The 26399-nt window shown below is 71.9% G+C and carries 21 protein-coding genes; 8 read left to right on the forward strand and 13 right to left on the reverse strand.

Annotated features, from left to right (window positions below; all coding sequences use genetic code 11):
* Positions 1 to 2081, reverse strand: a 2081-nt coding sequence (locus E1281_RS17095) for a LuxR C-terminal-related transcriptional regulator (RefSeq protein ID WP_165958971.1), incomplete at its 3' end; no start/stop codon positions are given.
* A 130-nt stretch (positions 2082 to 2211) separates the two neighbouring features.
* Here E1281_RS17095 and E1281_RS17100 point away from each other — a divergent pair.
* Positions 2212 to 2772, forward strand: coding sequence for a dihydrofolate reductase family protein (locus tag E1281_RS17100; RefSeq protein WP_131879326.1), 561 nt, complete (start codon positions 2212 to 2214; stop codon positions 2770 to 2772).
* An 8-nt stretch (positions 2773 to 2780) separates the two neighbouring features.
* Here the strand turns inward: E1281_RS17100 and E1281_RS17105 are convergent, their stop codons facing one another.
* Positions 2781 to 3221, reverse strand: a complete 441-nt coding sequence (locus E1281_RS17105; protein WP_131879328.1) for a protein-tyrosine phosphatase family protein — start codon at positions 3219 to 3221, stop codon at positions 2781 to 2783.
* A gap of 32 nt (positions 3222 to 3253) precedes the next feature.
* Positions 3254 to 5770, reverse strand: a complete 2517-nt coding sequence (locus tag E1281_RS17110; RefSeq protein ID WP_131879360.1) for an ATP-dependent Clp protease ATP-binding subunit — start codon at positions 5768 to 5770, stop codon at positions 3254 to 3256.
* 204 nt (positions 5771 to 5974) lie between these two features.
* Between E1281_RS17110 and E1281_RS17115 the strand changes: the two genes are divergently transcribed.
* Positions 5975 to 7144, forward strand: coding sequence for a family 1 glycosylhydrolase (locus tag E1281_RS17115; RefSeq protein ID WP_165958972.1), 1170 nt, complete (start codon positions 5975 to 5977; stop codon positions 7142 to 7144).
* Here E1281_RS17115 and E1281_RS17120 read toward each other — a convergent pair.
* Entirely contained in the window at positions 7132 to 9384 is a 2253-nt protein-coding gene (locus E1281_RS17120; protein ID WP_243717045.1) for a glycoside hydrolase family 3 C-terminal domain-containing protein, read from the reverse strand. The genes E1281_RS17115 and E1281_RS17120 overlap by 13 nt on opposite strands.
* Before the next feature lie 4 nt (positions 9385 to 9388).
* Positions 9389 to 10039 (reverse strand): TetR/AcrR family transcriptional regulator, encoded by a 651-nt coding sequence (locus E1281_RS17125; protein WP_131879334.1) that lies wholly within the window; start codon positions 10037 to 10039, stop codon positions 9389 to 9391.
* A 220-nt stretch (positions 10040 to 10259) separates the two neighbouring features.
* On the opposite strand from E1281_RS17125, the gene E1281_RS17130 reads away from it, so the two are divergent.
* From E1281_RS17130 to E1281_RS17145, 4 genes are read left to right on the forward strand one after another with little or no spacing between them, the layout of a single operon-like run.
* Positions 10260 to 11789 carry an ABC transporter substrate-binding protein gene (locus E1281_RS17130; RefSeq protein ID WP_131879336.1) on the forward strand — a complete coding sequence of 510 codons (1530 nt, stop codon included), beginning with the start codon at positions 10260 to 10262 and terminating at the stop codon, positions 11787 to 11789.
* Complete coding sequence (locus E1281_RS17135) at positions 11786 to 12727, forward strand: ABC transporter permease (RefSeq protein ID WP_131879338.1); 942 nt, start codon at positions 11786 to 11788, stop codon at positions 12725 to 12727. The genes E1281_RS17130 and E1281_RS17135 overlap by 4 nt, the downstream gene beginning before the upstream one ends.
* Positions 12724 to 14565, forward strand: a complete 1842-nt coding sequence (locus E1281_RS17140; protein ID WP_131879340.1) for a dipeptide/oligopeptide/nickel ABC transporter permease/ATP-binding protein — start codon at positions 12724 to 12726, stop codon at positions 14563 to 14565. Before E1281_RS17135 ends, E1281_RS17140 begins: the two co-directional genes overlap by 4 nt.
* Positions 14562 to 15377 carry an ATP-binding cassette domain-containing protein gene (locus tag E1281_RS17145; RefSeq protein WP_131879342.1) on the forward strand — a complete coding sequence of 272 codons (816 nt, stop codon included), beginning with the start codon at positions 14562 to 14564 and terminating at the stop codon, positions 15375 to 15377. The genes E1281_RS17140 and E1281_RS17145 overlap by 4 nt, the downstream gene beginning before the upstream one ends.
* Here the strand turns inward: E1281_RS17145 and E1281_RS17150 are convergent.
* The 6 genes from E1281_RS17150 to E1281_RS17175 form a co-directional block, all read right to left on the reverse strand.
* Positions 15347 to 16936: a family 20 glycosylhydrolase gene (locus E1281_RS17150; RefSeq protein WP_165958973.1), complete on the reverse strand. Its 1590-nt coding sequence runs from the start codon at positions 16934 to 16936 to the stop codon at positions 15347 to 15349. The genes E1281_RS17145 and E1281_RS17150 overlap by 31 nt on opposite strands.
* Positions 16937 to 16964: 28 nt before the next feature.
* Positions 16965 to 17786: an FCD domain-containing protein gene (locus E1281_RS17155; RefSeq protein WP_207943317.1), complete on the reverse strand. Its 822-nt coding sequence runs from the start codon at positions 17784 to 17786 to the stop codon at positions 16965 to 16967.
* 87 nt (positions 17787 to 17873) lie between these two features.
* Positions 17874 to 18614 (reverse strand): ATP-binding cassette domain-containing protein, encoded by a 741-nt coding sequence (locus E1281_RS17160; RefSeq protein ID WP_207943318.1) that lies wholly within the window; start codon positions 18612 to 18614, stop codon positions 17874 to 17876.
* A gap of 25 nt (positions 18615 to 18639) precedes the next feature.
* Positions 18640 to 19419, reverse strand: a complete 780-nt coding sequence (locus tag E1281_RS17165) for an ATP-binding cassette domain-containing protein (protein WP_131879348.1) — start codon at positions 19417 to 19419, stop codon at positions 18640 to 18642.
* A 1-nt stretch (position 19420) separates the two neighbouring features.
* A complete protein-coding gene (locus E1281_RS17170) occupies positions 19421 to 20431 on the reverse strand; it encodes a branched-chain amino acid ABC transporter permease (protein ID WP_131879350.1) in 1011 nt (336 codons plus the stop codon).
* Entirely contained in the window at positions 20428 to 21300 is an 873-nt protein-coding gene (locus tag E1281_RS17175) for a branched-chain amino acid ABC transporter permease (protein ID WP_207943319.1), read from the reverse strand. The genes E1281_RS17170 and E1281_RS17175 overlap by 4 nt, the downstream gene beginning before the upstream one ends.
* Positions 21301 to 21441: 141 nt before the next feature.
* Here E1281_RS17175 and E1281_RS17180 point away from each other — a divergent pair, with 141 nt between their 5' ends.
* Positions 21442 to 23052 carry a class I adenylate-forming enzyme family protein gene (locus E1281_RS17180; RefSeq protein WP_207943320.1) on the forward strand — a complete coding sequence of 537 codons (1611 nt, stop codon included), beginning with the start codon at positions 21442 to 21444 and terminating at the stop codon, positions 23050 to 23052.
* A 14-nt stretch (positions 23053 to 23066) separates the two neighbouring features.
* Here E1281_RS17180 and E1281_RS17185 read toward each other — a convergent pair whose 3' ends face one another.
* On the reverse strand, positions 23067 to 23618 hold the full coding sequence (locus tag E1281_RS17185) for a hypothetical protein (RefSeq protein WP_207943321.1): 552 nt from the start codon (positions 23616 to 23618) through the stop codon (positions 23067 to 23069).
* A 396-nt stretch (positions 23619 to 24014) separates the two neighbouring features.
* On the opposite strand from E1281_RS17185, the gene E1281_RS17190 reads away from it, so the two are divergent.
* Positions 24015 to 24662 carry a dihydrofolate reductase family protein gene (locus tag E1281_RS17190; protein WP_131879358.1) on the forward strand — a complete coding sequence of 216 codons (648 nt, stop codon included), beginning with the start codon at positions 24015 to 24017 and terminating at the stop codon, positions 24660 to 24662.
* Positions 24663 to 24829: 167 nt separating this feature from the next.
* Here the strand turns inward: E1281_RS17190 and E1281_RS17195 are convergent, their stop codons facing one another.
* Positions 24830 to 25978 carry a methyltransferase domain-containing protein gene (locus tag E1281_RS17195; RefSeq protein WP_243717047.1) on the reverse strand — a complete coding sequence of 383 codons (1149 nt, stop codon included), beginning with the start codon at positions 25976 to 25978 and terminating at the stop codon, positions 24830 to 24832.
* Between the last annotated feature and the right edge of the window lie 421 nt (positions 25979 to 26399).

Here is a 26399-nt window from a genome sequence, read left to right on the forward strand (position 1 = left end):
CGGTCGCCGATCAGGTCGTCGGCCGCGGCGAGCCGCGCCGTGGACAGCGCGGCGGGCAGGTCCCCGGCGGCGACCGCGCAGCTCGCCGCCATGTGGAACGTGTCGGTGATCTCCGGCGCCGGGTACGGGACGTCGCGGGGCATCGCGGCGAGGAGGCCGACCCGCTCGGCGGCGATCCGGTGCGCCTCCCGGAAGCGGCCGGCGGTGAGCGCGGCGATGCCGGACGCGTCGAGGGCCGCGCAGATCAGGACCGGGTCGCCGGTCGCGCGGGCGGCGGCCACGGCGGCGCCGATCAGGGACGGTTCCGGGGTGACCTTCTCCTCGCGGTGGTTCCAGGCGCGGGCGGCGGCGAGGTGGGCGGCCACGAGCCTGTCGCCGGGATCGCCCACGGACGCGGCGAGGTCGAGGAGTTCCCGCAGGCGCCGGTGGGGGATCTCGGTGTCGAAGCCGGACGGGTGCCGCTCCGCGGTCGCCACGGCGAAGGCGAGGGCGACCGCCCGCGCGTCGCCGTCGCCCGCCGCGCGGGCCTGCTCCGCCGAGGCGAGCAGGAGCTCGAACGACCGGCCGGTGTCGATCAGCGCGTGGGCCGCGTCCGCGGCGTTCCGCAGGTCGAGCGCCGCCTCGTCCGGGGTCGAGGCCCGCCGGGCGGCCTCCTCGTAGTGGCCGGGGACCTCGCGCAGGAACCGCCGGGCGTAGGCCAGATGGGCGAGCGACCGGGCCAGCCGGTGCGGCACGGCCGCGCGTCCGGGCGGTGCGCCGGCGAGGGCGGAGCGCAGGTCGTCGGCGACGGCGTCGAAGTCGCCGCGCCAGTCTCCGGTCGGGTCGCCGCCCAGCCTGGCCTCCAGGTCGGCGCCGGTCGCGGCGGCCCACCGCAGGTACCGCTGCCGGACCGCGCCGGTCTCGGCGGACGCCTCCAGCCTCTCGGCGGCGAACGCCCGGACCGTCTCCAGCAGCCGCCACCGCCCCTCCCCGGAGCGCGCGACCAGGCTCTTGTCGACCAGCCGCCCGAGCAGGTCGGCGACCGCGCCGGGGCCGGGGCCGGGCGCGACCGCCGCGGCCGCCGCCAGGTCGAACCCGCCGGCGAACACCGAGAGGCGGCGGAACAGCGCCTGCTCGTCCTCGGTGAGCAGGTCGTGGCTCCAGCCGAGCACGCCGCGCAGGGACCGGTGCCGCTCCACCGGCCCGCGCCCGCCGGTCAGCAGCCGCAGGACGTCGTCCAGCGCGGACAGCAGCCCGGCGGCGCCGAGCGACGCGCTGCGCGCCGCCGCCAGTTCGATGGCCAGCGGCATCCCGTCCAGGCGGCGGCAGAGTTCGGCGACGTCGGCGCGGGCGGCGCCGAAGGCGGGGTCGGCGGCGGACGCCCGGTCGAGGAAGAGCCGCTCGGCGTCGGAGTCCAGCGGCAGCGGCGGCACCGGGACGGTGCGCTCGCCCGGGAGGCCGACACGCTCCCGGCCGGTGGTCAGGACGGTGACGGTGGCGCAGGCCGACAGCAGCCGGTCGGTGAAGGCGGCGACGGCGTCCACGAGATGCTCGCAGTTGTCCAGGACGAGCAGCGACCGTCCGCGGCCGAGGCGCTGGGCGATGGCGTCCTCCAGCACCTGGCCGGGCCGCTCGGTGGCGCCGAGCGCGGACGCCACCGCCTGCGCGACGTACCCCTCGCGCACCGGAACGAGGTCGACGAACGCGCCGCCCAGCGGGAAGGAGGGCGCGGCCGCTTCGGCGACCACGGCGGCCAGGCGCGTCTTGCCGATGCCGCCGGGGCCCAGCAGGGTCACCAGGCGCGCCTCCTGGAGCAGGCCGAGGGCGAGCTCCGTCTCTCGGGCACGGCCGAAGAACGCCGTGCGGGCGGCCGGGACGCCCGCCAGGTGGCCGGGCGGCGGGGTGCCGCGGCTCGCCTCGTCGGCGAGGGCCCACCGGTCGGTCACGCCGTACTTGCGCAGGAGCGACGAGATGTGGCTCTCGACCGTCCGGACGGAGATGTGCAGCCGCCCGGCGATCTGCGCGTTGGACAGCCGCGCGCCGATGGCCGCGAGAACCTCCGCCTCACGCCTGGATATCTCGACGGGCCGTCCGTGCGTCACGGACGACAGTGTGCCGGATCCGAGGAATCCGTGGTCTCTCAGTGGCGGCACGGATGTCCGCCTGAGGCCCCCCGAGCAGGGTGGTGGCACGCGGGTTCCAACGCCGCGAAAACCCAGATCGGAGCACCTCATGCGACGCATCATCAACTCGACGTTCGTCTCGATCGACGGGGTCGTCCAGGACCCGCAGGACTGGCCGTCACTGGACGGGCCCGGCGAATCCGGCGCGCAGACCGAGCTGCTGCTCGGCTGCGACGCCGTGCTGCTCGGCCGGCACACCTTCGACAGCTTCGCCTCGGTGTGGCGGGGCCGCTCCGGCGACCCGTACACCGACAAGATCAACGCCATGCGCAAGTACATGGTCTCGTCCACCGCGGACAAGGCCCACTGGGACAACAGCACCATCATCCGCGGCGACGTCCCCGCCGAGATCTCCCGGCTGAAGGCCGGGCCCGGCGGCGACATCGTCCAGTACGGGTTCGGCAGGCTGTCGCACACGCTCATGGAGCACGGCCTGCTCGACGAGCTGAGGCTGTGGGTCCACCCGTTCTTCGTCGGGAAGGGCGGGGGCGACGGCCTCCTGTTCCGGGAGGGCGCGCCTCAGGCGATGTTCGACGTCGTCGAGACGAGGACGTTCCCGTCCGGCATCGTCCTGCTGTCCTACCGGCTCAAGCCCGCCGCCGGTTCCTGACCCGCTGGTCAGCCGGCCGGGAAGCGGGCCACCCAGCGGCGCTGCCAGGGGGTCTCCACGGCGCGCGGGTGGTGGTGCTCGCGGGCCCAGGACACGGCCTCGGCCGGGTCGACGCCGGACAGCACGGCGAGGCACGCGATGACCGTTCCGGTGCGTCCGACGCCGCCTCCGCAGGCGACCTCGACGGACTCACCGGAACGGGCCCGCTCGTGCAGCGCCCGGATCTGCCGGACGGCCTCGTCCCGGTCGCGGGGAAGCCGGAAGTCCGGCCACTCGATCCACGCGGACGGCCAGCTCAGCTCCGCTTCGTGGCGGCGCCGGAGTTTCGGGGTTCCCAGGTACAGGCCGAAGTCGGGCGCCGGCCCGTCCGGGGCGGGGTTGCGCAGGCCGCGTCCACGGACCCGCGTTCCGTCGGGGAGCCGCAGCGAGCCGGTGAGCTTAACAGTCACGGAATGGACTGTAACCCCTGACGTTTCCGCCCTCAGACCCGTTCGCCCTCGGCGATGAGATGGAACTCCAGGCCGCCGTTCACCGCGGAGACCTCGACGTGGTTGCCGTGCCGCAGGTCGCCGGCGAGCAGCAGGTCGGAGAGCCGGTCGTCCACCTCCCGCTGGATCGTGCGGCGCAGCGGGCGGGCGCCGAACTCGGGCTGGTAGCCGCGCTCGGCGAGCCAGTCGACCGCCTCGGTGGTGAAGGTGACGTCGACGTCCTGCGCGCGGAGCCTGCGGCGTGTCTCGTCCAGCAGCAAATCCGTGATCTGGCGGAGCTGCCCGGCCTCCAGCCGCTGGAAGACGATGATCTCGTCGATCCGGTTGAGGAACTCGGGCCGGAACGACTCGCGCAGGACGCGCATGATCCGGTCGCGGAGCGCGGTGCCCTCACCGCCGGGCGTCCCGAAGCCGATCTCGGTCCGGCCGGTGATCAGCTCGGAGCCGAGGTTGCTGGTCATGATGACCACGGTGTTGCGGAAGTCGACGGTGCGCCCCTGCGCGTCGGTGAGGCGGCCGTCGTCGAGAAGCTGGAGCAGCACGTTGAAGACGTCCTGGTGCGCCTTCTCGATCTCGTCCAGCAGGATCACCGAGTACGGCTGCCGCCGGACTGCGTCGGTGAGCTGCCCGGCCTCCTCGTAGCCGACGTATCCGGGCGGCGCGCCCATCAGCCGGCTCACCGTGTGCCGCTCCTGGAACTCGCTCATGTCGAACCGGACCAGCCGGTCGCGGCTGCCGAACAGCGCCTCGGCGAGCGCCTTGGCCAGCTCGGTCTTGCCGACGCCGGTCGGGCCGAGGAACAGGAACCCGCCGATCGGGCGGTCCGGGTCGCCCATGCCCGCGCGGGACCGCCGGACGGCCCGCGCGACCGCGGCGACGGCGTCCTCCTGCCCGATCACCCGCCCGTGCAGGTGCTGTTCGAGCCTGGCCAGCCGCTCGCGCTCCGCCTGGGTGAGCTGGGTGACGGGGACGCCGGAGATCCGCGAGACGACCTCGGCGATGTCCTCGGTCGTCACCTCGGGGACCGTGACGGGCCCGCCATTGTCCCGGATGGCCGCGATGTCCTTCTCCAGCCGGGCGATCTCGTCGCGGAGCTCGGACGCCTTCTCGTAGTCCTCGTCGGCGACGGCCTGGTCCTTCTCCCTGCGCCGCCGGTCGAGGCGCTCCTCCAGCTCGCGGCGGCCGCCGTCGCGCGTCCCCGACCGCAGCCGGACGCGGGCGCCGGCCTGGTCGATCAGGTCGATCGCCTTGTCCGGCAGGAACCGGTCGGTCAGGTAGCGGTTGGACAGGTCCACGGCCGCGATCAGCGCCTCGTCCGTGAACCGCACCTGGTGGTGCGCCTCGTACCGGTCGCGGAGGCCGCGCATGATCTCGACGCTGTCGCCGACGCTGGGCTCCGGCACGAGAATCGGCTGGAACCGGCGCTCCAGCGCGGCGTCCTTCTCGATGTTGCGGCGGTACTCGTCGATCGTCGTGGCGCCGACGACATGCAGCTCACCGCGGGACAGCGGCGGTTTCAGCATGGTGCCCGCCGACATCGAGCCCTCCCCGGCGCCCGCGCCCACGATCGTGTGGACCTCGTCGATGAAGACGATCAGCTCGTCGGCGTTCTCGCGGATCTCGTCCACGACCTTCTTCAGCCGCTCCTCGAAGTCCCCCCGGTAGCGGGTGCCGGCGACGACCCCGCCGAGGTCGAGCTGCACGACCCGCTTGCCCCGCAGCGTCTCCGGGAGGCCGTCGTCCACGATCCGCTGCGCGAGCCCTTCGGCGATCGCGGTCTTCCCGACACCCGGGTCGCCGATCAGCACCGGGTTGTTCTTGGTGCGCCGCGACAGCACCTCGACGGTCTCCTCGATCACGTCCTCGCGCCCGATGACCGGGTCGATCCGGCCCTCCCGCGCGAGCGCGGTCAGGTCGCGGCCGAACTCGTCGAGCGTCGGCGTACCGGTCGCCTGCCCGCCGCCACCGCCTCCGCCGGGCGGCTGCTGGCCCCCGCCGGACGCCGCCGACTGCAGCGAGTCCGGCGTCACGTGCTCGGCGTCCAGAATCCGCCCCGCACCCGAACCGCGGTCGAGCGCCAGCGCGAACAGCAGATGCTCAGGCCCGATATAGGACGACCCCAGGGCCCGCGACACCTGGTGCGAATCCAGCAGCGCGCGCTTGGCCGAAGGCGTCAGCTCGGGCGGCACGTCCCGCGGCTCGCCCTGCTGGACGTGCTCCTCGATCTCACCCTTGATCTTGTCCGGGTCGGCACCGGCCCGCTCCAGCCAGTGCCGGGTGCCCTGCTGCCGCGTCGCCGCCCACAGCAGGTGATCGGTGTCCAGGTCGACGCTCCCCCACTGCGACGCCTGCGTGGCCGCGTCCCGCACCAGCTCCCGCGCGGGCTCGCTCATCAGCCGCGCGATACTGATCCGCTCCGTCGGCCGCCGCTGCGCCCGAGCCCCGAAGAACCTGGCGAGCATCTCCTCGAACGGGTCCATGCCCCCAGACCCGTACCACCCCTGGGCCATCTCCAGTACCCCCTGAGCATGGAACGACGCGTCATAGCAACGGTCACTCACGTGCCCATGGAAAGCCCGCGGAAACCCCAGGTAGAGGGCCCATGCCTCGGGGCCGCCCGCCGGTGGCCGGACGCCGTCCGGGGACATCGACGGGTGAAAGCTTACCAAGTGGTAGGTTTTGGCCCTGATCCAGTCCACCGAGGAGGAGGCAGGGTGCGCAACTATCCGGAAGGGTTTCTCTGGGGCGCGTCCACCAGCGCGCACCAGACCGAGGGCAACAACGTGGCCAGCGACTTCTGGGCTCTGGAGAACCGGCCCGGCGGGTTCCTGCCCGAGCGGAGCGGGGACGCCTGCGACTCCTACCACCGGTGGCGGGAGGACCTCGACATCGTGAAGGGCCTTGGTTTCAACGCTCACCGGTTCAGTGTCGAGTGGGCGCGTGTGGAGCCCGCCGAGGGCCGTGTCTCGCTCGCCGAGCTGGCGCATTACCGCCGGGTGATCGAGGGCTGCCTGGAGCGCGGCCTGACTCCGGTGGTGACGCTGCACCATTTCACCAGCCCGCTGTGGTTCCAGAAGGCCGGTGGCTGGACGGCTCCGGAGGCGGTCGAGCGGTTCCGGCGCTATGTGCGGGCCGTCCTGCCGATCCTGGACGGCGTCGACTGGGTCTGCACGATCAACGAGCCGAACATGCTCGCGATGATGGCGAGCATGATGAAGGCGGAGAAGCGGGAGGAGAACGTCGCGGGTGCGATGCCGCCGCCGGACCAGGCCATGGCCGACGGGCCGATCGCCGCGCACCGTGCCGCCCGCGAGGAGCTCGGCGGGTTCTGCTCCGGGTGGACGATCGCGATCCAGAACTTCGAGGCGGTCGGCGGCGCCGACGCCGAGTGCGCGGAATGGGCCTGGTCGCGGGAGGACCAATTCCTCGACGCGGCCGCGTCCGACGACTTCGTCGGCGTGCAGGCGTACACCCGGGTGCGGATCGGCCGGGACGGCGCGCTGCCCGTTCCGGACGGTGCCCGCCGCACCATGAACGGCTGGGAGTTCTACCCGGCGGCGCTCGGCAACGCCGTCCGGCACACGGCGGCCCGCATCCCGGGCGTGCCGATCCTGGTGACCGAGAACGGCATCGCGACCGCCGACGACGACGAGCGCGTCGAGTACACGCGGGGCGCGCTGACCGGGCTGCGCGAGGCGATCGAGGACGGCGTCGACGTCCGCGGCTACCTGCACTGGTCGCTGCTCGACAACTACGAGTGGGGCACCTACGAGCCGACGTTCGGGCTCGTCGCCGTCGACCGGGCCACGTTCGCGCGGACGGTCAAGCCGAGTGCCGGGTGGCTCGGCGACGTCGCCTCCGGCCGGGCGGCTCAGCTCCCCTGACCGGTGGCGGCCGCCGCCATCAGGTCGTCCACGACCTCGGGGGTCAGGCCGATGTCGAACGTGCCGAACTTCGCCAGCGGGATGCTCCGGGCCAGTTCGAACAGCGCCGGTGAACGCTCGGCCATCCCGGTCACCGCCGACAGCTTCGGGAGCCGCGTCCTCAGCACCCGGCCACCGACCGGATGGTCGAGCCATTCACCGAGTGTGGACATCCGCCCGAGGACGTCGACGTGCCCGTCACCGGCGGTGGTCAGCTCGGCGCGGAGCCGGATGTCGCGGGACGACGCGCCCACCTCCACCGCGAACCCGCCCGGGTCGATCCGCCAGCCGCCGCGCGCCGCCGACCACCACGCGATGTCGCGCGCGGAGACGGCGAACGCGACGCGTGTCGCGGCTCCCGGCTCGAGCTCGACCTTGGCGAAGCCGCGCAGCTCGTGCCGGGGACGGGACGGCGGTTCCTCGTCGAAGGCCACATAGAGCTGGACGACCTCGGCCGCGGCCCGCTCACCGGCGTTGGCCACGGCGCACTCCACGGCCCACTCGTTCGTGCCCGTCTCGCGGACGGCCAGGTCGGAGTACTCGAACCGCGTATAGGTCAGGCCATGGCCGAACGGGTACGCGACATCCGTCCCGAGTGTGTCGTGGTACCGGTAGCCGACGTAGCGGCCCTCGCCGTAGACGACGTGGCCGTCCGCGCCGGGGAAGTGCAGGTGGGACGGGACGTCCGCGAGCCGATTCGGGATCGTCTCGGTGAGGCGGCCGGACGGGCTGCACACGCCCAGCAGCAGGTCGGCGATCGCCGAGCCGCCCGCCTGGCCGGGCAGCCACGCCTCAAGGATCGCGTCCGCGTCGGCCTCCCAGTCCGCGACCGACACGACACCGCCGTTGGACAGCACGACGACGACCCGCGGGCACGCACGCGCGACCGCGCGCAGCACCTCGACCTGCACGCCGGGCAGGTCGATGGACGTCCGGTCGAATCCCTCGGACTCGGCCTCGTCCGGCAGGCCCAGGAACACCACGGCCACGTCGCACGCCGCCGCGGCCTCGGCCGCCTGCCGCTTCAGCGGCTCGTCCGGTGCGCCGTCCAGCCGGTATCCGGCGGCGAACGTCGCGATCCCGGCCGCGCTCAGCGCGTCCCAGGGCGAATCCAGCCTCGTCGGGACGATCTGGGAGCTGCCGTGCCCCTGATAGCGCGGGCTCCGGGCCGACTCGCCGACCACGGCGATGCGCTGCGCCGCCGGGTCCAGCGGCAGGACGGCACGCTCGTTCTTCAGCAGCACCGCCGAACCGCGTGCCGCCTCCCTGGCCAGTTCGTGGTGCACGCCGACGTCCCAGTCGTCGAACCGCTCGGCCGCCGCGACCCGCCGGGTGAGCGTGTGGAGCCGTCCTGCCGCCCGCGTCACCGTCGACTCGTCCAGGCGGCCCGCCCGGACGGCGTCCACGATCTCCTGGTCGGTGCGGGTCGGCGGCATCTCCAGCTCGAGCCCCGCGGCGAGGGCCCCGACGCGGTCGTTGACGGCGCCCCAGTCGGAGACGACGAGCCCGTCGAACCCCCACTCACCGCGCAGGACCTCGGTCAGCAGCCAGTGGTTCTCGCTCGCGTACACTCCGTTGATCTTGTTGTAGGACGACATCACCGCGTAGGGCCCGGCCTCGCGCACGATGTGCTCGAACGCCGCCAGGTAGATCTCCCGGAGCGTCCGCTCGTCCACGTCGGCGCTGACCCGCATGCGGTCGGTCTCCTGGTTGTTGACCGCGAAATGCTTGACGCACGCGCCGATTCCGAGCGACTGGATGCCGGTGACGACGGCGGCGCCCATGACCCCGGTCAGGTGCGGGTCCTCGGAGAAGTACTCGAAGTTGCGGCCGCACAGCGGTGAGCGCTTGATGTTGATCCCGGGGCCGAGGACGACGTCGACACCGAGGGCGGACGCCTCCCGGGCGATGGCCGCGCCCACCCGTCGCGCCAGCCCGGGATCCCAGGACGAGCCGAGCGCGACGGCCGGCGGGAAGCAGGTGGCGGGGACGCTGTCGTCGAGTCCGAGCGCGTCCCCCGACCCCTTGGTCTGCCGGCGGATGCCGTGCGGGCCGTCGCCGAGCCGGACGGCGGGCACCACGTCCCGGACGGCGGTCGTGCGCCAGGTGCCGGCGCCGGACGTGAGCGACGCCTTCTCCTCGAGCGTCAGCCCGTCAACGGTCGCCGGCGCGGACTCGGCAGCGGACTCGTCAGGAGACACGGGCTCAGGCTGCGTCATTCGGTTCCTTGGGTGCGAGGTCGATGGTGAGGCCGAGCTGGCGGACGAAGGCGACGACGGAGGCGTGCATGTCCACCGCGTCAGGCTCCAGGAGCCACTGCGTCTGCAGCCCGTCCATCAGCCCGAGGAGCTGCCCGGCGACGAGTTCCGGGGCGTGCGCCAGCGGCGGGTCGGCCTGGGCGAACAGCGCCGTGAACGCCTGCGTCAGCCGTTCGCGGAGAAGCCGGTAGCGCTGGACGAAGTAGTCGTGCGCCGGGTGTTCGGGATCGGCGGCCTCACCGGAGATCTTCACGTACAGGCCGACGAGGCCGGGCGTCTGCATGTTGCGCCAGACGAAGCCGACCACGATGCCGAGCAGTTCCTCCGGACGCTCCTCGACGCCGGGGGCGAACAGCAGCTGCGCGTCCACCCGGTCCCGTCGTCCGAGCACCTTGATCAGCAGGGACTCCTTGCCGGGGAAGTGATGCAGCAGCCCCGCGTGGGTCAGTCCGGCGTGGGCGGCGATGTCGCGGATCGACACCGCGTGGAACCCCGACTTGGAGAACAGTTCGGCCGCCGAGTCGAGGATGCTCGCACGGGTCCGCTGGCCTTTGGTCGGCCTGCGCGGGGTCTGTCCGGCCGGGGTCGGTTCGGTCATTGAGCGGCCTCTCTGGGATCTCCGGCGTTCCCGGGCACGTCGGGACCGTCGGCGGCGCGCGTTCCGGCGCCGACGCCAACGGTACGGCCTGCGCCTTCCTCCCGAACGGACGCGAAACCTACCAACTGGTTAATTTTTCGTTCCACAAAACCTACCACGTGGTTAGTTCCACATGTATGCTCGCCGGAAATCTTGGCCGAGACCTCGACGGAGTTGCTCCATGAAGAAGATCATCAGGGGAGCCGCCCTCCTCGCGGCCTGCGTCACCGCGACCGCCCTGACGGGATGCGCCGGCTCCGGCGGCGAGGCCGGCGGGGACACCACGCTCGACATCGCCACCCTGACGCTCCCGCAGAGCCTCGACCCCAAGGACGCCACCGGCAGCGCGCTCCCCTTCTACCAGGCGGTGTACGACACCCTGATCAAGCGCGAGCCGGACGGGACCTTCAGCCCGATGCTCGCCACCGAGTGGGCGTACGACGACGACCGCACCGAGCTGAAGCTCACGCTGCGCGGCGACGTGAAGTTCGACGACGGCTCCCCGTTCGACGCGGCGGCGGTGAAGACGAACATGGAGCGCTTCGCCAAGGGGACGGGCGCCTCGGCCAAGACGCTGCAGGACGTCGAGAAGATCGAGGTGGTCGACGGCACGCACGTGACCCTGCACCTCGCCCAGCCCAACCCCGCGATGCTCTACTACCTCAGCGACGCCGCCGGGCTGATGGCCAACCCGGCCGGCTTCGGCAAGCCCGGCGACCCGCTGAAGACCAAGCCGGACGGCACCGGCCCCTACGACCTCGACTCGCAGCGGACGGCCATCGGCACCAGGTGGGTCTACCAGCGCGCAGAGCGGTACTGGGGCACCCGCCTCCCCTACAACGAGATCACGTTCCGGTACTTCGACAACGAGACCGCGATCGTCAACGGGATCAAGACGGGCCAGATCAACGCCGCGCTGCTCCAGGACGCCGACCAGCAGACCCGGATCGAGTCGGACCCGAAGGTCCAGGGGGCCGAGCAGGAGTTCGACTTCCAGGGCCTGCTGCTGTTCGACCGCGACGGCAAGATCACGCCCGAACTCGGCGACGCCCGCGTCCGGCAGGCACTGAACCACGCGATCGACCGCACGACGATGCTGGACAAACTGCGCCAAGGACGCGGCGAGATCACCAGCCAAGTGTTCGGGCCCCAGACCGCCGCCTACGACAAGCGGCTCGACACCTACTACGCGCACGACCCCGCCAAGGCCCGCGAACTGCTCAAGCAGGCCGGGCACGCGGACGGGTTCACCCTCAAGCTCCCGCGCATCACGGCGATCGTCCCCGACGCCCTCGCCTCCTCGCTCCAGTCCGACCTCAAGGCCATCGGAGTGAAGGTGGTCTGGGACGTCATCGACCCGTCGCAGATCCAGAAGATCTACACCGACCGCGAGTACTCCGCGATGGTGATGAACATCGGGCAGTCGCCCGACGACTGGGTCACCATCGGCGGGCTCGTCCTGCCCGGCGTCGGCAACATGTTCGGCACGACCGACGGCACGGTGAGCAGGCTGCTGCCCGAGATCCAGGCGACGTCGGCCGGCAAGGCGAAGGCGGACCTGCGCGCGCTCAACGAGCACCTGGTCAAGGACGCCTGGTTCGTGCCCTTCTACCGGATGAGCTACCTGCACGTGTCGGACGGCTCAGTGAAGATCACGCCGCAGGCGGGCATGGCCGTGCCGTCCGTCTACAACTACGCGCCGGCGAAGTGACACGGTTCGTCGCACGCAGAACCGCGTCGGGGGCGGTGCTCCTGTTCGTGATCTCCGTCCTGGCTTACCTGCTGCTGTCGATCCCGGACAACGACGTGGGCCGCCAGATCCTCGGGGGCCAGGCGTCCCAGGACCTCGTCGACGCCAAGAACACCGAACTCGGGCTGGACCGGACCGTCCTCGTCCAGTACGCCGACTGGCTCGCGCACGCCGTCCGGGGCGACTTCGGGAGGTCCTGGTTCACGGGTGAGGACGTCGTGCGGGCCATCGGAACCCGGCTGCCGGTCACGATCAGCCTGATGGTCGGCGTCACGCTGGTCACGGCCGTGCTCTCCCTGCTGCTCGGGATGTGGGCGGGCGTCCGGCGCGGTCCGGTCGACCGGTTCGTGCAGGTACTCGGCGTCGCCGGGTACGCGCTGCCGGGCTTCCTCGTCACCCTGATCATCGTCCTGGTGTTCGCGGTGCGGCTGCGCTGGTTCCCCGCCATCGGCTACACCGGCTTCACCGAGTCGCCGTCCGGGTGGCTGTCCACGGTGACCCTGCCGATCGCGTCCCTGTCGATCGCGGGCATCGCGGGCGTCTCCCAGCAGGTACGGGGCGCGGTGATCGACGTCCTGCGGCAGGACTACGTCCGGACGCTGCGGGCGCGGGGCCTGCCGCCGTACCGGATCCTGTTCCGGCACGTCCTGCGCAACGCCGCCGCACCGGCGCTGACCGTCCTCGGCCTCCAGTTCGTCGGGCTGCTCGGCGGCGCCGTCCTGGTGGAGCAGATCTTCGGGCTGCCGGGCATCGGGAGCATGACCGTCACCTACACCACCCGCGGCGACATTCCCGTGATCATGGCGCTGGTCATGGTCACCGTGCTCGGCGTGATCGCGATCAACCTGCTGGTGGACGTGCTGATCGGCTGGCTGAACCCGAAGGCGAGACGCGCATGAGCGGGACGGGCGTGAGCGGGACGGGACGCGGCGCGGGCGCCGTGCGGCGGCTGCTGCGCAACCCGCTCGGAGTGATCTCCGCGGCGGTGCTGCTGGTGATCGTGGCGGCGGTGGTCCTCGCGCCGGTGCTCAGCCCGCAGGACCCGTCCGCCGCGAACCTGCGCGACTCGTTCACCGGTCCCCGCGCCGGGCACCCGCTCGGCTTCGACTCGGCGGGGCGGGACGTCCTGTCGCGGATCCTGCACGGCGGCCGCAACACCCTCGGCGGGGCGGTGATCGCGCTGCTGGTCGCGCTCGGCCTCGGGGTGCCGTCCGGGCTGGTGGCGGGCTACCGCGGCGGCCGGTTCGACACGGCGGCGAACTGGACGGCCGACCTCGTGATGGCGCTGCCGGCGATGGTGGTGCTGCTCGCGTCCCGCGCCATCCTCGGCGAGACCGTGTGGGTGCTGATGGTGATCCTCGGGGTGCTGGTCTCCCCGAGCTTCTTCCGGCTGGTGCGCGGCATCGTCGCCGGGGTCCGGGGCGAGTCGTACGTGGACGCGGCGCGGGTGTCGGGCCTCACCGACCTGCGGATCGTGGCGCGGCACGTCCTGATCGTGGTGCGGGCGCCGATCATCATCCAGACCGCGCTCGTCGCCGGGCTCGCGATCGGGCTGCAGGCGGGCCTGGAGTTCCTCGGCATCGGCAGCGGCGACACCCCGACCTGGGGCGCGATGCTCAACGAGGCGTTCACGAACATGGAACGCGCCCCGTCGATGATCGTGTGGCCAGGGCTGGCGCTGGGCCTGACCAGCGCGTCCCTGGTCCTGCTCGTCGGGGCGCTGCGGGACGCGCTGGAGGACCGCGGGACGTCCCCGTCCCGCCGCCCCCGGCGCTCCACGACCGTCACCGTCCCGCCGGGCACGGAAGAGACGGGCACAGGCGAGACGGGCACGGGCGAGACGGGCACAGGCGAGACGGGCACAGGCGAGACGAGCACGGACGAGACGGGCACGGACGCGGCCGGGACCGCGCTGCTGTCGGTACGCGGGCTGTCGGTGTCCTACGCGATGCCGGACGGGACCGCCAAGGAAGTCGTGCACGGCGTGGACCTCGACGTGCGCGAGGGCGAGATCGTCGGGCTGGTCGGCGAGTCCGGCTCGGGCAAGACGCAGACGGCCTTCTCGATCCTCGGCATCCTCCCCGAGGGCGGGCACGTCAGCGGCGGCAGCGTCGTCGGCGGCGGGCGGGAGATCGTCGGCCTGCCCGAGCGGAGGCACCGGGAGCTGCGCGGCGAGGTCGTCGCCTATGTCCCGCAGGAGCCGATGAGCAACCTCGATCCGTCCTTCACGGTCGGCGCCCAGCTCATGGAGCCGATGCGGTACAAGCTCGGCATCTCGCGGGCGGAGGCGAGGCACCGGGCGCTCGACCTGCTGCGGACCGTGGAGATCGCCGATCCGGAGCGGACGTTCCGCTTGTTCCCGCACGAGATCTCCGGCGGTATGGCGCAGCGCGTCCTCATCGCGGGCGCGATGTCGTGCGATCCGGCACTCCTGATCGCCGACGAGCCGACCACGGCGCTGGACGTCATGGTGCAGGCGGAGGTGCTCGGTCTGCTGCGGCGGCTGCAGCGGGAACGGAGCCTCGGCGTCCTGCTCGTCACCCACGACCTCGGCGTCGTCGCCGACCTGTGCGACCGCGTCGCCGTCATGCACGACGGGCGCATCGTCGAGACCGGCCCGTCCGGGCGGGTCCTCGATGATCCCCGCGACCCGTACACCCGGCGGCTGCTCGACGCCGTCCTGGACGACGCGCCGGCGCGCGACCCCTGGCAGCCCCCGAAAGGCGAGGTACCGTGACCGACGACATCGCGACCGGCACAGACGCGCTGCTGGCGGTCGACGGCCTGCGGGTCTCGTTCCCCGGCAAAGGCCGCCGCACCCCCCGCAACGAGGTGCTCCAAGGCGTTTCACTGCACGTCCGCCCCGGTGAGACGCTCGGGCTCGTCGGCGGGTCGGGGTCGGGCAAGACGACGATCGGGCGGGCGATCCTCGGGCTGGCCCCCGTCCGGGCGGGGACGATCACGTTCGCGGGAGAGCGGATCGAGCGGGCGGCGGCCAGACGCCGCCGAGAACTGAGCCGCGACATCCAGGTCGTCTTCCAGGACCCGTACACGTCGCTCAACCCGTCGCTGACCATCGGCGACACGCTCTCCGAACCGCTGCTGGCGCAAGGGTTCGGCAAGGCCGCCGCGCGCCGCCGGGTCGTGGACCTGCTCGACCGGGTCCGGCTCCCGTCCGACGCCGCCGGGCGGCTGCCGCGCGAGTTCTCGGGCGGGCAGCGGCAGCGGGTGGCCATCGCCCGCGCTCTCGCGATCGGCCCGAAGCTGATCGTGTGCGACGAGCCGGTGTCGGCGCTCGACCTCACGACGCAGAGGACCGTCCTGGACCTGTTCCTGGAGCTTCAGGAGCAGACGGGCGTCGCCTACCTGTTCGTGTCGCACGACCTGGCCGTGATCCGCGTCGTGAGCCACCGGGTGGCGGTCGTCCACGAGGGCGAGATCGTCGAGACGGGCGAGGCGGCCGAGGTGACGTCCCGGCCGCGGCACCCCTACACGCGGGACCTGATGCGGGCGGCGTCCTACGGGCCGAACACCTCCGCGGAGCGGTAGTACCCGTCCAGGCCGAGCCGGTCCCACCAGTGGGCATGTGCCGCGACACGACCGCGGTAGGCGTCCCAGTCCGTGCGCGACGGGGTCCACGCCTTCTCCGCGATGCCCGGCAGGCGGGGCAGCAGGAGGAACACGAGATCGTCGAAGTCCTCGACGGTCTCGCACCAGATCGCGGCCTCGACTCCCGCGAGGCGCGCCCCGTCCGGGATCTCGGTCAGCGTGCCCGGAGCCCAGTCGAACAGCTCGCGGCAGGTACGCGGCGTGTAGGAGTCGTGGCCGACCTCCGTGCGCCGGGCGGTCTGCCCGGCCCGCAGCGAACCCTCGGCGTACCGGCGGTCGAGGTACATGACGCTGCTCGCCGACGCCAGCACGGGCACGCCCGCGGCGACGGCCGCCGGGACGTCGCCCGCCGACCGGGCGAAGGTCTCCGCGACGATGTCGAGCAGCGGATGGTATTCGGCCGGGGTCTTCGCGCGGGCGGCATCGAGATCGAACTCGTCGCCGGCCCCGATCCACGCCTGCGCCACGTCCGCCGGAGTCAGCGCGCCCGACCGGGCGGTCTCCTGCCAGCCCACGACCTTCTTCCCGGTCGCCCGCGCGATCTCCAGCGCCCGCGCGACGAACTCCCCGTACAGCTCCTCCGGCATGCCGAACGCCTCGTCGCCGCCGACATGCAGGTACGGGCCGGGCGTGAGGGCGGCGAGCTCCCCGAGCACGTCCCGGACGAACCGGAACGTCACCTCGGCACGCGGATCGAGATAGGCCAGCCACTTGTGCGGCGGCTCCCCGTCCCCCCGCAGCTCCGGGTAGGCGCGGACGGCCGCGAGCACATGGCCGGGCATGTCCAGCTCGGGAACGACCGTGATGAACCGCGCCGCCGCGTAGCCGACGATCTCCCGGTAGTCGTCCCGCGTGTAGGACGGGAGGTCGTCCGCGCCGGTCGACCCGCCGCCGGTGAGACGCGGCCATCCCGCGATCTCCAGCCGCCACGCCTGGCTGTCGGACAGGTGCAGGTGCAGGACGTTGAACTTGTACAACGCCAGCAGGTCGATGACCTTCTTGACCTGCTCCACCGTGAAGAAGCACCGGACGACATCCAGGGACAGCCCGCGCCACGCCATCGCCGGCCCGTCCACGATCCGGACCCCGGGCACCGTGAACCCGCCGCCCGCCTCCGGACGGAGCAACTGCGCGAACGTGGTCGCGCCCCGGAACAACCCCTCGGCCGAGGAAGCGGTCACGGCGGCGCCGTCTTCCCGCACGTCGAGCCCGTACACCTCCCTGGAAGGGTGGTCTTCGTCCAGCGGATCGATCCCCTGGACACCGGCGATGTCCGCGTCCGGTGGCTCCTGGGTGAGCCCCAGCGTCAGATCGCCTTCGCCGCCGACGACCAGAACCGGCTCGACCCTGTGGAGTCTCCGAAGCAGATCAACGACGACCTCGCCCAGCTCACGCAGGCTCTCGGACGGCACCGCGACACGCGGAGCGGACCCGAGCCGCAGCACCTCCCCGCCGGATGGTGTCACGCGCTGCGGAAGGGGGACGATCTTCTCCGTCATCCCCATTTTCTACCACATGGTAAGTAAGTCAGAAATGCTCGGCCGGCTGCACGAGGGGCCGCAGGAGGGCCGCCTCGACGCGCTGCTCCTCGCTGACGCCCGTCATCGGGTACTTCTGCGCCGTCCGCAGGTGGCCGCGCAGCAGCCGGGCCACGCCGTCGGCGTCGCCCTCCTCGATGAGGTCGAGGGCCTGGGCGTGCTCGTCGAGGGCCTGCCTGCGCAGCGCGGGCTCGGGGAAGAAGCCGCCGCGGGTCGCGTGCTCGGACCAGCTGCTCTCCTGCGCCGTCCACAGGGTCTCCAGCGCACCGGCCACGACGAACAGCGTCTCGTTGCCGCAGAGCCGGACGATCGCCTCGTGGAACTCGCGGGACGCCGGCGTCGCGCGCTTCTCGTCACCGGTCTCGACCGCGTCCACGAGGCTCTCGTGGGCGCGGCGCAGCTCGGGCACGACGGCGGTGTGCCGGTCGGGGCGCTGCGCGCAGAGCGAGGCGCAGAACGGCTCGATCTGCTGGAGCGCGAACCCCACGTCGGGCAGCGCGGCCTGCCGGGACTCCAGGACGAGCGCGAGCATGTAGGCGACGCTGTCGCGCTTCGGCGCGTGCACGACCGACCCGCCGGTGTTGCCGCGCCGGACGGTGATCAGCCCCTCCGTCTCCAGGATGCGCAGCGCCTCCCGGGCGGCGAGCTTGCTGACCCCGAACTCCGCCAGCAGATCGGACTGCTTGGGCAGCAGGCTCCCGTCGGGGAGCTCGCCGCGCAGGATCCGCGCCCGCAGGGTGTCGGCGAGCAGGTCCGCCACCCGCGGCTGGCGCATCTGCGCACGCGGCTCCGGCGCCCTAGAGTCCTCCACCGTCCAATCCTCTCAGCTGTCGAGTACCTCGTTGACTTGCGGCGTGTTGTTGTCATCCGGGTTGCCGAAACAACAACACGCCGCAAGTCAACGGAGTTGGTTCTGCGGCGGAACGGCCTGCCGTACCGCTTCCTCGGGCCTTCCGGCGACCGTGACGCCCATCGCCCGCTGGTACGCGGCGTCCAGCTCCCGGCCGCCCGCCACGGGGTCGGACGCCTGGCCGCGCAGCAGCACGTAGCCGCGGTCGAGCCGGTCCCGGACGGCGCCGATGGACGGCTCGACGACCACCACGACCGTGCCCTCGTCGGCGAGCCGCCGGGCGGTGTCCATCAGCTCGGCGACGATGAGCGGCGCGAGGCCCGTGGACATCTCGTCCAGCAGCAGCGCCTTCGGCGACCCCATGAGGGCCCGGGACACCGCGAGCATCTGCTGCTCGCCGCCGCTGAGCACCCCGGCCAGCGCCCGCGCCCGCTCCCGCAGCACCGGGAAGCGGTCCAGCGCCGACTCGACCTCCCCGCGGGACAGCCCGAGCGTGTCGACCATGACCTGGAGGTTCTCCCGGACGGTCAGCCTCGGGAAGATCTGCCTGCCCTGCGGGACGAGCGCCAGCCCGCGGGCGGCGCGGCGGGCGGCGCTCAGCCCGCCGATCTCCTCGCCGTCCAGCGTGACGCGGCCGGTGGCGGCGACCGACCCGTACGCGGCGAGCAGCAGGCTCGACTTCCCCGCGCCGTTCGGCCCGACGACGGCGTTGATCTCGCCCCCGGTGAAGGTGAGCGACGCGTCCGCGACGGCCACCGACTCGCCATAGCGGACGGACAGCCCGCTCACCGTGAGCTCATGCGCTTCCCCAGGCTTACGCGACAAGGTTCTCACCGCCGGTTCCGAAGTAGACGTCCTGCATCTCTGGGCTGGCCAGGCATTCGGCCGGATCGCCGTCGAACACCACCGACCCGGAGCGCAGCAGCATGATCCGGTCCACGAGGGACGCGACGATGTCCACGTTGTGGTCGACCAGGATGATCCCGTGGCCCTCGGCCCGGACCGCGCGGACCGCCGCGGAGATCGCCGCGATGCCGGCCGAGTCGGCGCCGGCGAACGGCTCGTCCAGCAGCAGCACGGACGGCTCCTGCGCGAGCGCGCGGGCGACCTCGACGAGCCGCTGCTCGCCGAGCGTGAGGTCGCCGCAGCGGCGCTCCAGGTCGCCCAGGTCGAGGGCGTCCGCGACGCGGTGCAGGACGCCGTCGAACCGCGCCCCGGCGGGACGGAACGCGCCCGCCACCAGCCCGCCGAGCAGCCCGCCGACTCCGGCGAGCCTGGGCGCGGCCGCACCGAGCAGGACGTTCTCGCGGACGGTCAGGTCGAGCGCCAGATGCGGGTGCTGGAACGTCCGCGCCAGCCCCGCACGGGCACGCCGCGACGGCGGCCCGCCGAGCTTGCGGCCCCTGAGGGACAGGGTCCCCCGGTCGGCGGGCTGCGCACCGTCCAGCAGGTCGACGAGCGTCGTCTTCCCCGCTCCGTTGGGGCCGATCAGGCCCAGGACCTCCCCCTCCGACAGGCGCAGCGACACGTCGTCGACCGCGTGGACACCGCCGTAGCTCTTGCCGAGCCCCGTGCCCTCCAGCAGGACGGTCATCTCATGCTCCCTTCGTGCGCGTCAGCCGTCCGCGCAGCCATCCCGCGCCGCGCCCGGTGTAGCCGAGGATCCCGCCGGGCGCGATCAGCAGCACGGCCAGCACCGCCACACCGAAGATCAGCGATCCGGCGCGTTCGAAGATCTGCAGGTTGAAGGTCAGCTGGACGACCAGGATCGCGCCGAGCACCGGCCCCCAGGCCGTCCCCTGGCCGCCGAGCAGCGGCATGAAGATCGCCAGCATGATCAGGTGGAGCGTGAACGTGTCCGGGCCGATCGTCAGGTTCGCGGTGGTGAACAGGCCGCCGCCGAGCGACGCGATGGCCGCGCCCGCCCCGAGGACGGTCAGCCGGAGCGTGGGGACGTTGATCCCGGCGGCCTCCACGGCGGCCGGGACGTCCCGGGAGCTCTGCAGCGCCACCCCGAACGGCGACCGCCGGATCCGGTCCACGGCCACCGCGGCGATCCACACGATCAGCAGGGTGAGGGCGATGAACGTCTGCCTGTCCAGCTCGTTGCCGAACAGGCTGAGCGGGCGGATCGAGCCGATGCCGAGCGCCCCGCCGGTGATGCCCTCGGCGTCCAGGAGGAAGCTCTGGAACGCCATGCCGAACAGCAGCGTCACCGCCGCCAGGTAGAAGCCGGACAGCCGCCGGGTGGCGAACCCGAGCGCGACGGCCAGCACCGCGGACGCGACCGCGCCGAGCAGGTAGGCGACCGGCAGCGGCCAGCCGGTCTTCGTCGCGACGAGCCCGACCGAGTACCCGCCGATCGCCACGTAGGCGCTGTAGGCGAGCGAGAGCGCGCCGGCCAGGTTGAACGGCAGGTACATGCCGAGGGCCAGCAGCGCGTAGGTGGCGCCGAGGAGCGCCAGGTCCTGCCGGAACAGGTCGCCGCCCGCCCACGCGATCACGCACAGGGTGAGCGCGAACGTCCCGAGGATCCGGGCCGTCTCCGCCGACCGCACCCACCCGAACGCCCCGACGTCCGGCGCCTTCTGCATCGCTTCGCTCATACCCGGACCCTCCGTACGAACAAGCCCTGCGGGCGGAGCGCGAAGAACAGGATCGCGACGGCCAGGACGGCGTAGTCGAGCGACGCGCTGCCCAGGTAGTAGGGGACGAAGGTCTGCGCCATCGCCAGCAGCAGCCCGCCGGCCAGCGGCGCCCACACCGAGCCGGTGCCTCCGATGACCATGGCGAGGAAGCCCGACAGCGCCCAGCCGAACCCGGACTGGAAACTCACCCCGGCCTTGGCCGAGAACAGCTGCCCGGCCAGGCCCACGACGAGCCCGGCGAGCCCGAACGCGACCAGCCGCACCCGCCCGACCGGCATCCCCAGCGTGCGCGCCGCCTCCCGGTTGCTGCCGACCGCGCGCAGGATGCGCCCGTACTTGGACTTGCGCATCCACAGCCACACGGCGGTGAACGAGACCAGCGTGCACGCGACCAGCACGAGCGTCTGCCCGTCGATCGTGACGAAGCCGAGGTCGAGGGACGTGTCGGGCAGCCATGACCGGCCCGGCATGAGCTGCCGTCCGAACAGGGTGCCGGCGAGCTGCTCGACCGCGAACAGCACCGCGACCACCGCGATGAGGGACGGCAGCTCGCCACCGCCCGACCGCGCGTCGATCGGTCGGACGAGCGCGACCTCGGTGACCACCGCGAGCACCGCGGCGATCGCGATGCCGAGCACCGCGGCCAGCCCGAGCGGCCAGCCGCGCTCGGCCATCAGCCACGAGGCGGTGAGGCCGGAGAACATCGCGAACGGGCCGAGCGCGAAGTTGAAGAAGTCGGCTCCTTCGAGGACGAGGTAGTAGCCGAGGGCCACCAGCCCGAAGAAGCACCCGATCTGGACGACCGAGACCCACAGTTGCGCTGACATCACGCTCCTTCCGGCCGCGGCCCCTGCTGAGCGGGCACCCACCGGCCGTGTTCTGTGGGATCTTATGTTTAAAAGAAAGCTATGACAATGCTCACGGCGCTGCTAACTTCGAGAGCAGCTCGCGACGCCGGGGAGGCACCTGTGACCAGTCCTTACGCGACCGGCCCCTTCGACGAGGCGACCGTTGCGGCGTACCGGGCCGCCGGTTGGTGGGGCATGGAGACCGTCGCCGGCCACGTCCGGCGGCACGCGGCCGAGCGTCCCGGCGACCCCGCCTACGTGACCCCGGACGAGACGCTCACCTGGTCGGCGTATGAGGAGAACTCGACGACGCTGGCCCGTCACCTGGCGGCACTCGGCCTGGCACCGGGCGACCGCGTCGCGACACAGCTCCCGGACGGCCCGGCCTGGCATGTCGCGGCCGTGGCCGCGGAGAAGTCGGGCCTGATCCTGGTCGGCGTTGGCGCACGGGCTGGCCGCCGCGAGCTGCACCACCTGCTGGACCGCACCGGCTCCCGCGCCCTCCTGACCCTCGCGGACCATCGCGGCGGACCATCCACAACCCTGGTGGACGAACTCCGCACAGACGGCCTCGACCTCACCCACCACGTCGTCGTGGACCGGCTGGGCGTGCCCGACCGCCCTCGCGACGCCGACATCACCGGCCGCGCACTCGGCCCCGACGACTTCTCCATGCTCAACTCGACATCGGGCACGACCGGCCTGCCCAAATGCGTGTCGCACACCCAGAACCGCTGGTTCTACTTCCACGAACTGGCCCGCCGCGCGGGGGCGCTGGACCCGTCCGACGTGTTCATGGGCGCGGTCCCGTCCCCGTTCGGCTTCGGGCTGTGGACGGCGCACTTCTCCCCGGCCGCACTCGGCGTCCCCACGGTCCTGATGGAGCGGTTCGACGCGCACGCCGCGCTCGACCTGATCGAACGGCACCGGGTGACCGTCCTGCACTGCGTGAGCACGCAGTTCATCATGCTGCTGAACGCGCAGGCCGAGCGGCGACGCGACCTGACCTCGCTGCGCTGCATGTTCACCGGCGGCGAGGCCGTCCCCTACGACCGCGCGGCGCGCTTCGAGGACGCGACGGGCGCCAAGGTCCTCCAGTTCTACGGCTCGAACGAGACGGGCGCGCTCAGCCACACCAGCCTGGACGACACCCGCGAGCACCGCCTGCGCACCGCCGGACGGATCATCCCGGAGATGGAGGTCCGCCTGTTCGACCCGTCCGACGGCTCCGACATCACCGGTTCGGGACGCCCCGGTCGGCCCGGCTGCCGCGGCCCCGCGACCTGCCCCGGCTACTACGACGACCCGGAGGCCGACGAGCAGCTGTTCACCCCGGACGGCTGGATGCTCATGGCCGACATCGTGGAGATCGACGACGAGGGCTACCTGCGCGTGGTGGGCCGCCTGACCGATCTGATCATCCGAGGCGGCAAGAACATCAGCGCCGCCGCCGTAGAGGAGGAGGTCGGCACCCACCCCTCGGTCGCACTCGCCGCCGCCGTGGCGATGCCGGACGAGGTCTTCGGCGAACGCGTCTGCGTCTACACCGAACTACGTCCGGGCACGACCCTCACCCTGGACGACCTGACGGCGCACCTCACCGAACGCGGCGTCTCCCGCGAATGGCACCCCGAACGCCTGGTCATCATGGACGCCCTCCCCCGTTCCTCCGGCGGCAAGGTGGCCAAGGGCGCCCTACGCAAAGACATCCGACACCGCCTCACCACCTGAAGCCCCGAGCGAGGTCAGCCCTCGCCGCGGGTGCGTTCACGGTGGCCCTTGATGTCGGGGCGGCCGATGTGGCCGGACGCCCGCTCGGACTCGCCGAGCCAGAGCCGGGGGGCGTACCGCTGGACCGCCGCGACCATCTGCTGCCGGCTTGCGGCGGGGACGGCGAGGCGGTGGCGCAGGCGGGGAAGGCCGGGGCGGAACGGCTCCTCGTCGCGGACCAGCGTCCACAGAACCGGGTCGTCCCGGTCGATGGGGCCGGTGGGGAACAGCTCCAGAGAGTAGAGCGTCTGGCTGCTTCCGAGCTTGCTCCAGTAAAGGCAGACTCCGGCGAGAGCGTTCCAGGGGATGACGTTCCGAAGTTTCCCGTTCTCGACCCACAGTCCTGTGTGGTCGACAAGGATCCTGCTGCGGCGGCCCGTCCAGATCGGGACGAAGAAGATGACGCCGAGAACCCCGAGGGCCACCAAGAGGCCGAGTCCCGCGAACCCCCAGACGGTGGAATCCCCCTTCTGGTTCCCGGTGGCCACCACCACGATGCCGGCGATGCCGACGGCGCCGATCGCCATAAGGACGACGGAACAGGGAAGTCCGATCATCGCGCCACGACGGCCGGTCCGAATGACCGCGGCGTCCGGCGCAGGGGAGGGTGTGTGCGGAGGCGACATGGCGCGCGAGCTTAACGGATCCGTTCGGCCCGCCATGTTCGTCCCGTTGACGGGATGCCCCGCTCGTCCGGCGGCAAGGTCGCCAAGGGCCGCCCTACGCGAGGACATCCGCCACCGCCGCACACCCTCGCCTTTCTCCCCGGCAGGACAGGTTTTCGCTGGTGAGCGGGGTATGTGCTTGCTGCGGCGAGAGATCTGAAAAAAGTCGGCGAGGTGATGTCGAGACGGCCGGGGCGGCTCCGACCTTCTGGTGACCGGCGCCGGACGGCGGCGCCGACGGAACGAAGGAGCACCCTGATGTCCAAGGTTCGCGTCCACAACTTCACGGTCTCGCTGGACGGCTTCGGCACCGGCGAAGGCCAGTCTTTGAGCAACCCGTTCGGCCACGCCGGCGAACGCCTGCACCAGTGGATGTTCGCCACCCGCTTCTGGGCCGAGATGACCGGCGCCCCAGGCGGCGACACCGGCGCCGACCACGCCTTCGCCGCCATGCACGGCCCCGGCATCGGCGCCGAGATCATGGGCGCAGGCAAGTTCGGCCCACCCGGATGGCAGGACGACCCCGACTGGAAGGGCTGGTGGGGCGCCAACCCGCCGTTCCACACGCCGGTCTTCGTCCTCACCCACCGGCCCCGCCCCTCGATCGAGATGGAAGGCGGCACCACCTTCCACTTCCTGGACGCCTCACCCGCCGATGCACTTCAAACGGCCCGCGAAGCGGCCGGTGGCCTGGACGTGCGCCTGGGCGGTGGCCCCACGGTGGTACGCGACTTCCTCACCGAGGGCCTGGTCGACCACATGCATGTGGTCCAGGTCCCCGTCCTGCTCGGCCGAGGCGTCCGCCTCTGGGACGGCCTGGAATCACTGGAAGAGGCCTACGACATCGAGGCCGTCTCCACCCCCAGCGGCGTCACCCACCTGGCCTTCACCGCCAAAACCCGCTGACCCGCACAAGGAACCGACCCGCAGGGACCCAGCTGGTCGCCTCCCTGAAGCACTGACGCTTCCCCGACCAGCAGAGAGCCACGGCCCTCAAGGACTCGGGCTCTTGCTCGCCGTCAACACGCTCACCATCGAGGACGCCGGACATCACGTGGAAGGAGGGCTGGACCCTACTGGTGGATCCGGTGTTCCTCGGTGTCGAGCCAGACGTACTGGTCCTCGGGGGCGACGGTCAGGCCCCACCGGTCGGCAGTGGGGCAGCCGAGTCGGTCCCACCAGTGGTAGGCGTCCTCTACCTCTTGCCACAAATCCCGGTCGCCCGACTGCCGGACCGGGAGCCTCTCCGCTCCCGGCTCGACGTCCAAGCCGGCCCACGAACCCGACCACGGGTCCACCAGCCACACCGTGTAGGTCCCGCTGTCGTGATGGGTGACGATCAGCTTGCAGCGCGGCACCTTCAGCCCGATCGCCAGGGACGCGTCGTACTCGCCAAGGACCGGATAAGGGTGCGTCCGGGTAAACGACCTTCGTGCTCCTGCCACCTCTCGCACACCCTCGTCCAATGAGGCACGCTTGCCGCGCTGGGACCGCAGCCGCATGAAGGCCACGTTGCCCACGATCCGGCCCCGCATCGTGGCGTCCGGTGACACGACGAACGACACCAGCGCGCCGTTGTGGAAGTCGGTGGTCCACGGCACCAACACCCGACCGCCCGGGCGCGTTTGCTCCGCCCACGCCGGGGGCACCCGGTCGGCCGCCACTGTGGCGATCACACGGTCGAACGGCCCTGCCTCCGGGTAGCCCAATGCACCGTCACCAGCCGCGACCGTGAGCTTGTAACCCGCATCCCCCAGAACGCGGCGGGCACGGTCGGCCACCGCCGGGTCCACCTCCACCGAGGTCACCCTGTCGGCCCCCAGCCGTTCGGCCAGCAGAGCGGCATTCCACCCGGTACCAGTGCCGATCTCCAGCACCGACATACCGGGTTCGGCCTCCAGTGCCGCCAGCATCCGCGCGACCACGTCCGGGCGGCTCGCGGAACTGGTGATCTCACGGCCGACCTGTCCCGGCCCGGCCGGGACACCGTCGTCCACTTGGGTGACCACGAAGTCATTCGCGTAGCACAACCGCAGCCACGAAGCCTCGTCGTCGGCCCGCTCAACCGGCACGAGCCGGTCGTCGTCCTCCACCCATACCGTGTCGGGGATGAACCGGTGCCGGGCCACCTTGCCGAACGGTCCGCGCCAGTCGGGCGTCAGATCGCCCGCCTCGGTGAGTTCGTTGATCAGCCAGGTGGACAACTCCGCGGCGTCGGCCACCTACTTGCCGCCCTTCTCATGCTTGCCGCCTCCTGGCGGGTTCTTTGGGTCCGGCGGCGGAACCGGCTTGTCCCACTTGCCATCGCCGTCCTTCTTCTCATCATGCTTGCCCACTTGGATCTTCCTCCTCCACGCCAGGCCCTGTTCTGAACAGTTATGCAGAAACGTAAGTAACGAGAAGGAGTCATCTAGTGACAGCTTGGTACCGCAGATACCCGTCCCTGCTCGGCCGAGGCGTTCGGGTCGGCGTCGTCGAGTGGCGCAAGACTTCCGATGGCCATCTGGCCATGGCGCGGGACGGTGGAGGGTGGGTTGCGGACGTGTCGATGCATGTCCGAAATCGGTGACTTAAAGTCTCCGTCGGGTCGCAGCCCGGCGTCACCCGTGGGGTGACGCGGATCGTGCGGCACCCGCCCACCCC

Source organism: Actinomadura sp. KC345, from assembly GCF_004348515.1.
Lineage (GTDB): Bacteria > Actinomycetota > Actinomycetes > Streptosporangiales > Streptosporangiaceae > Spirillospora.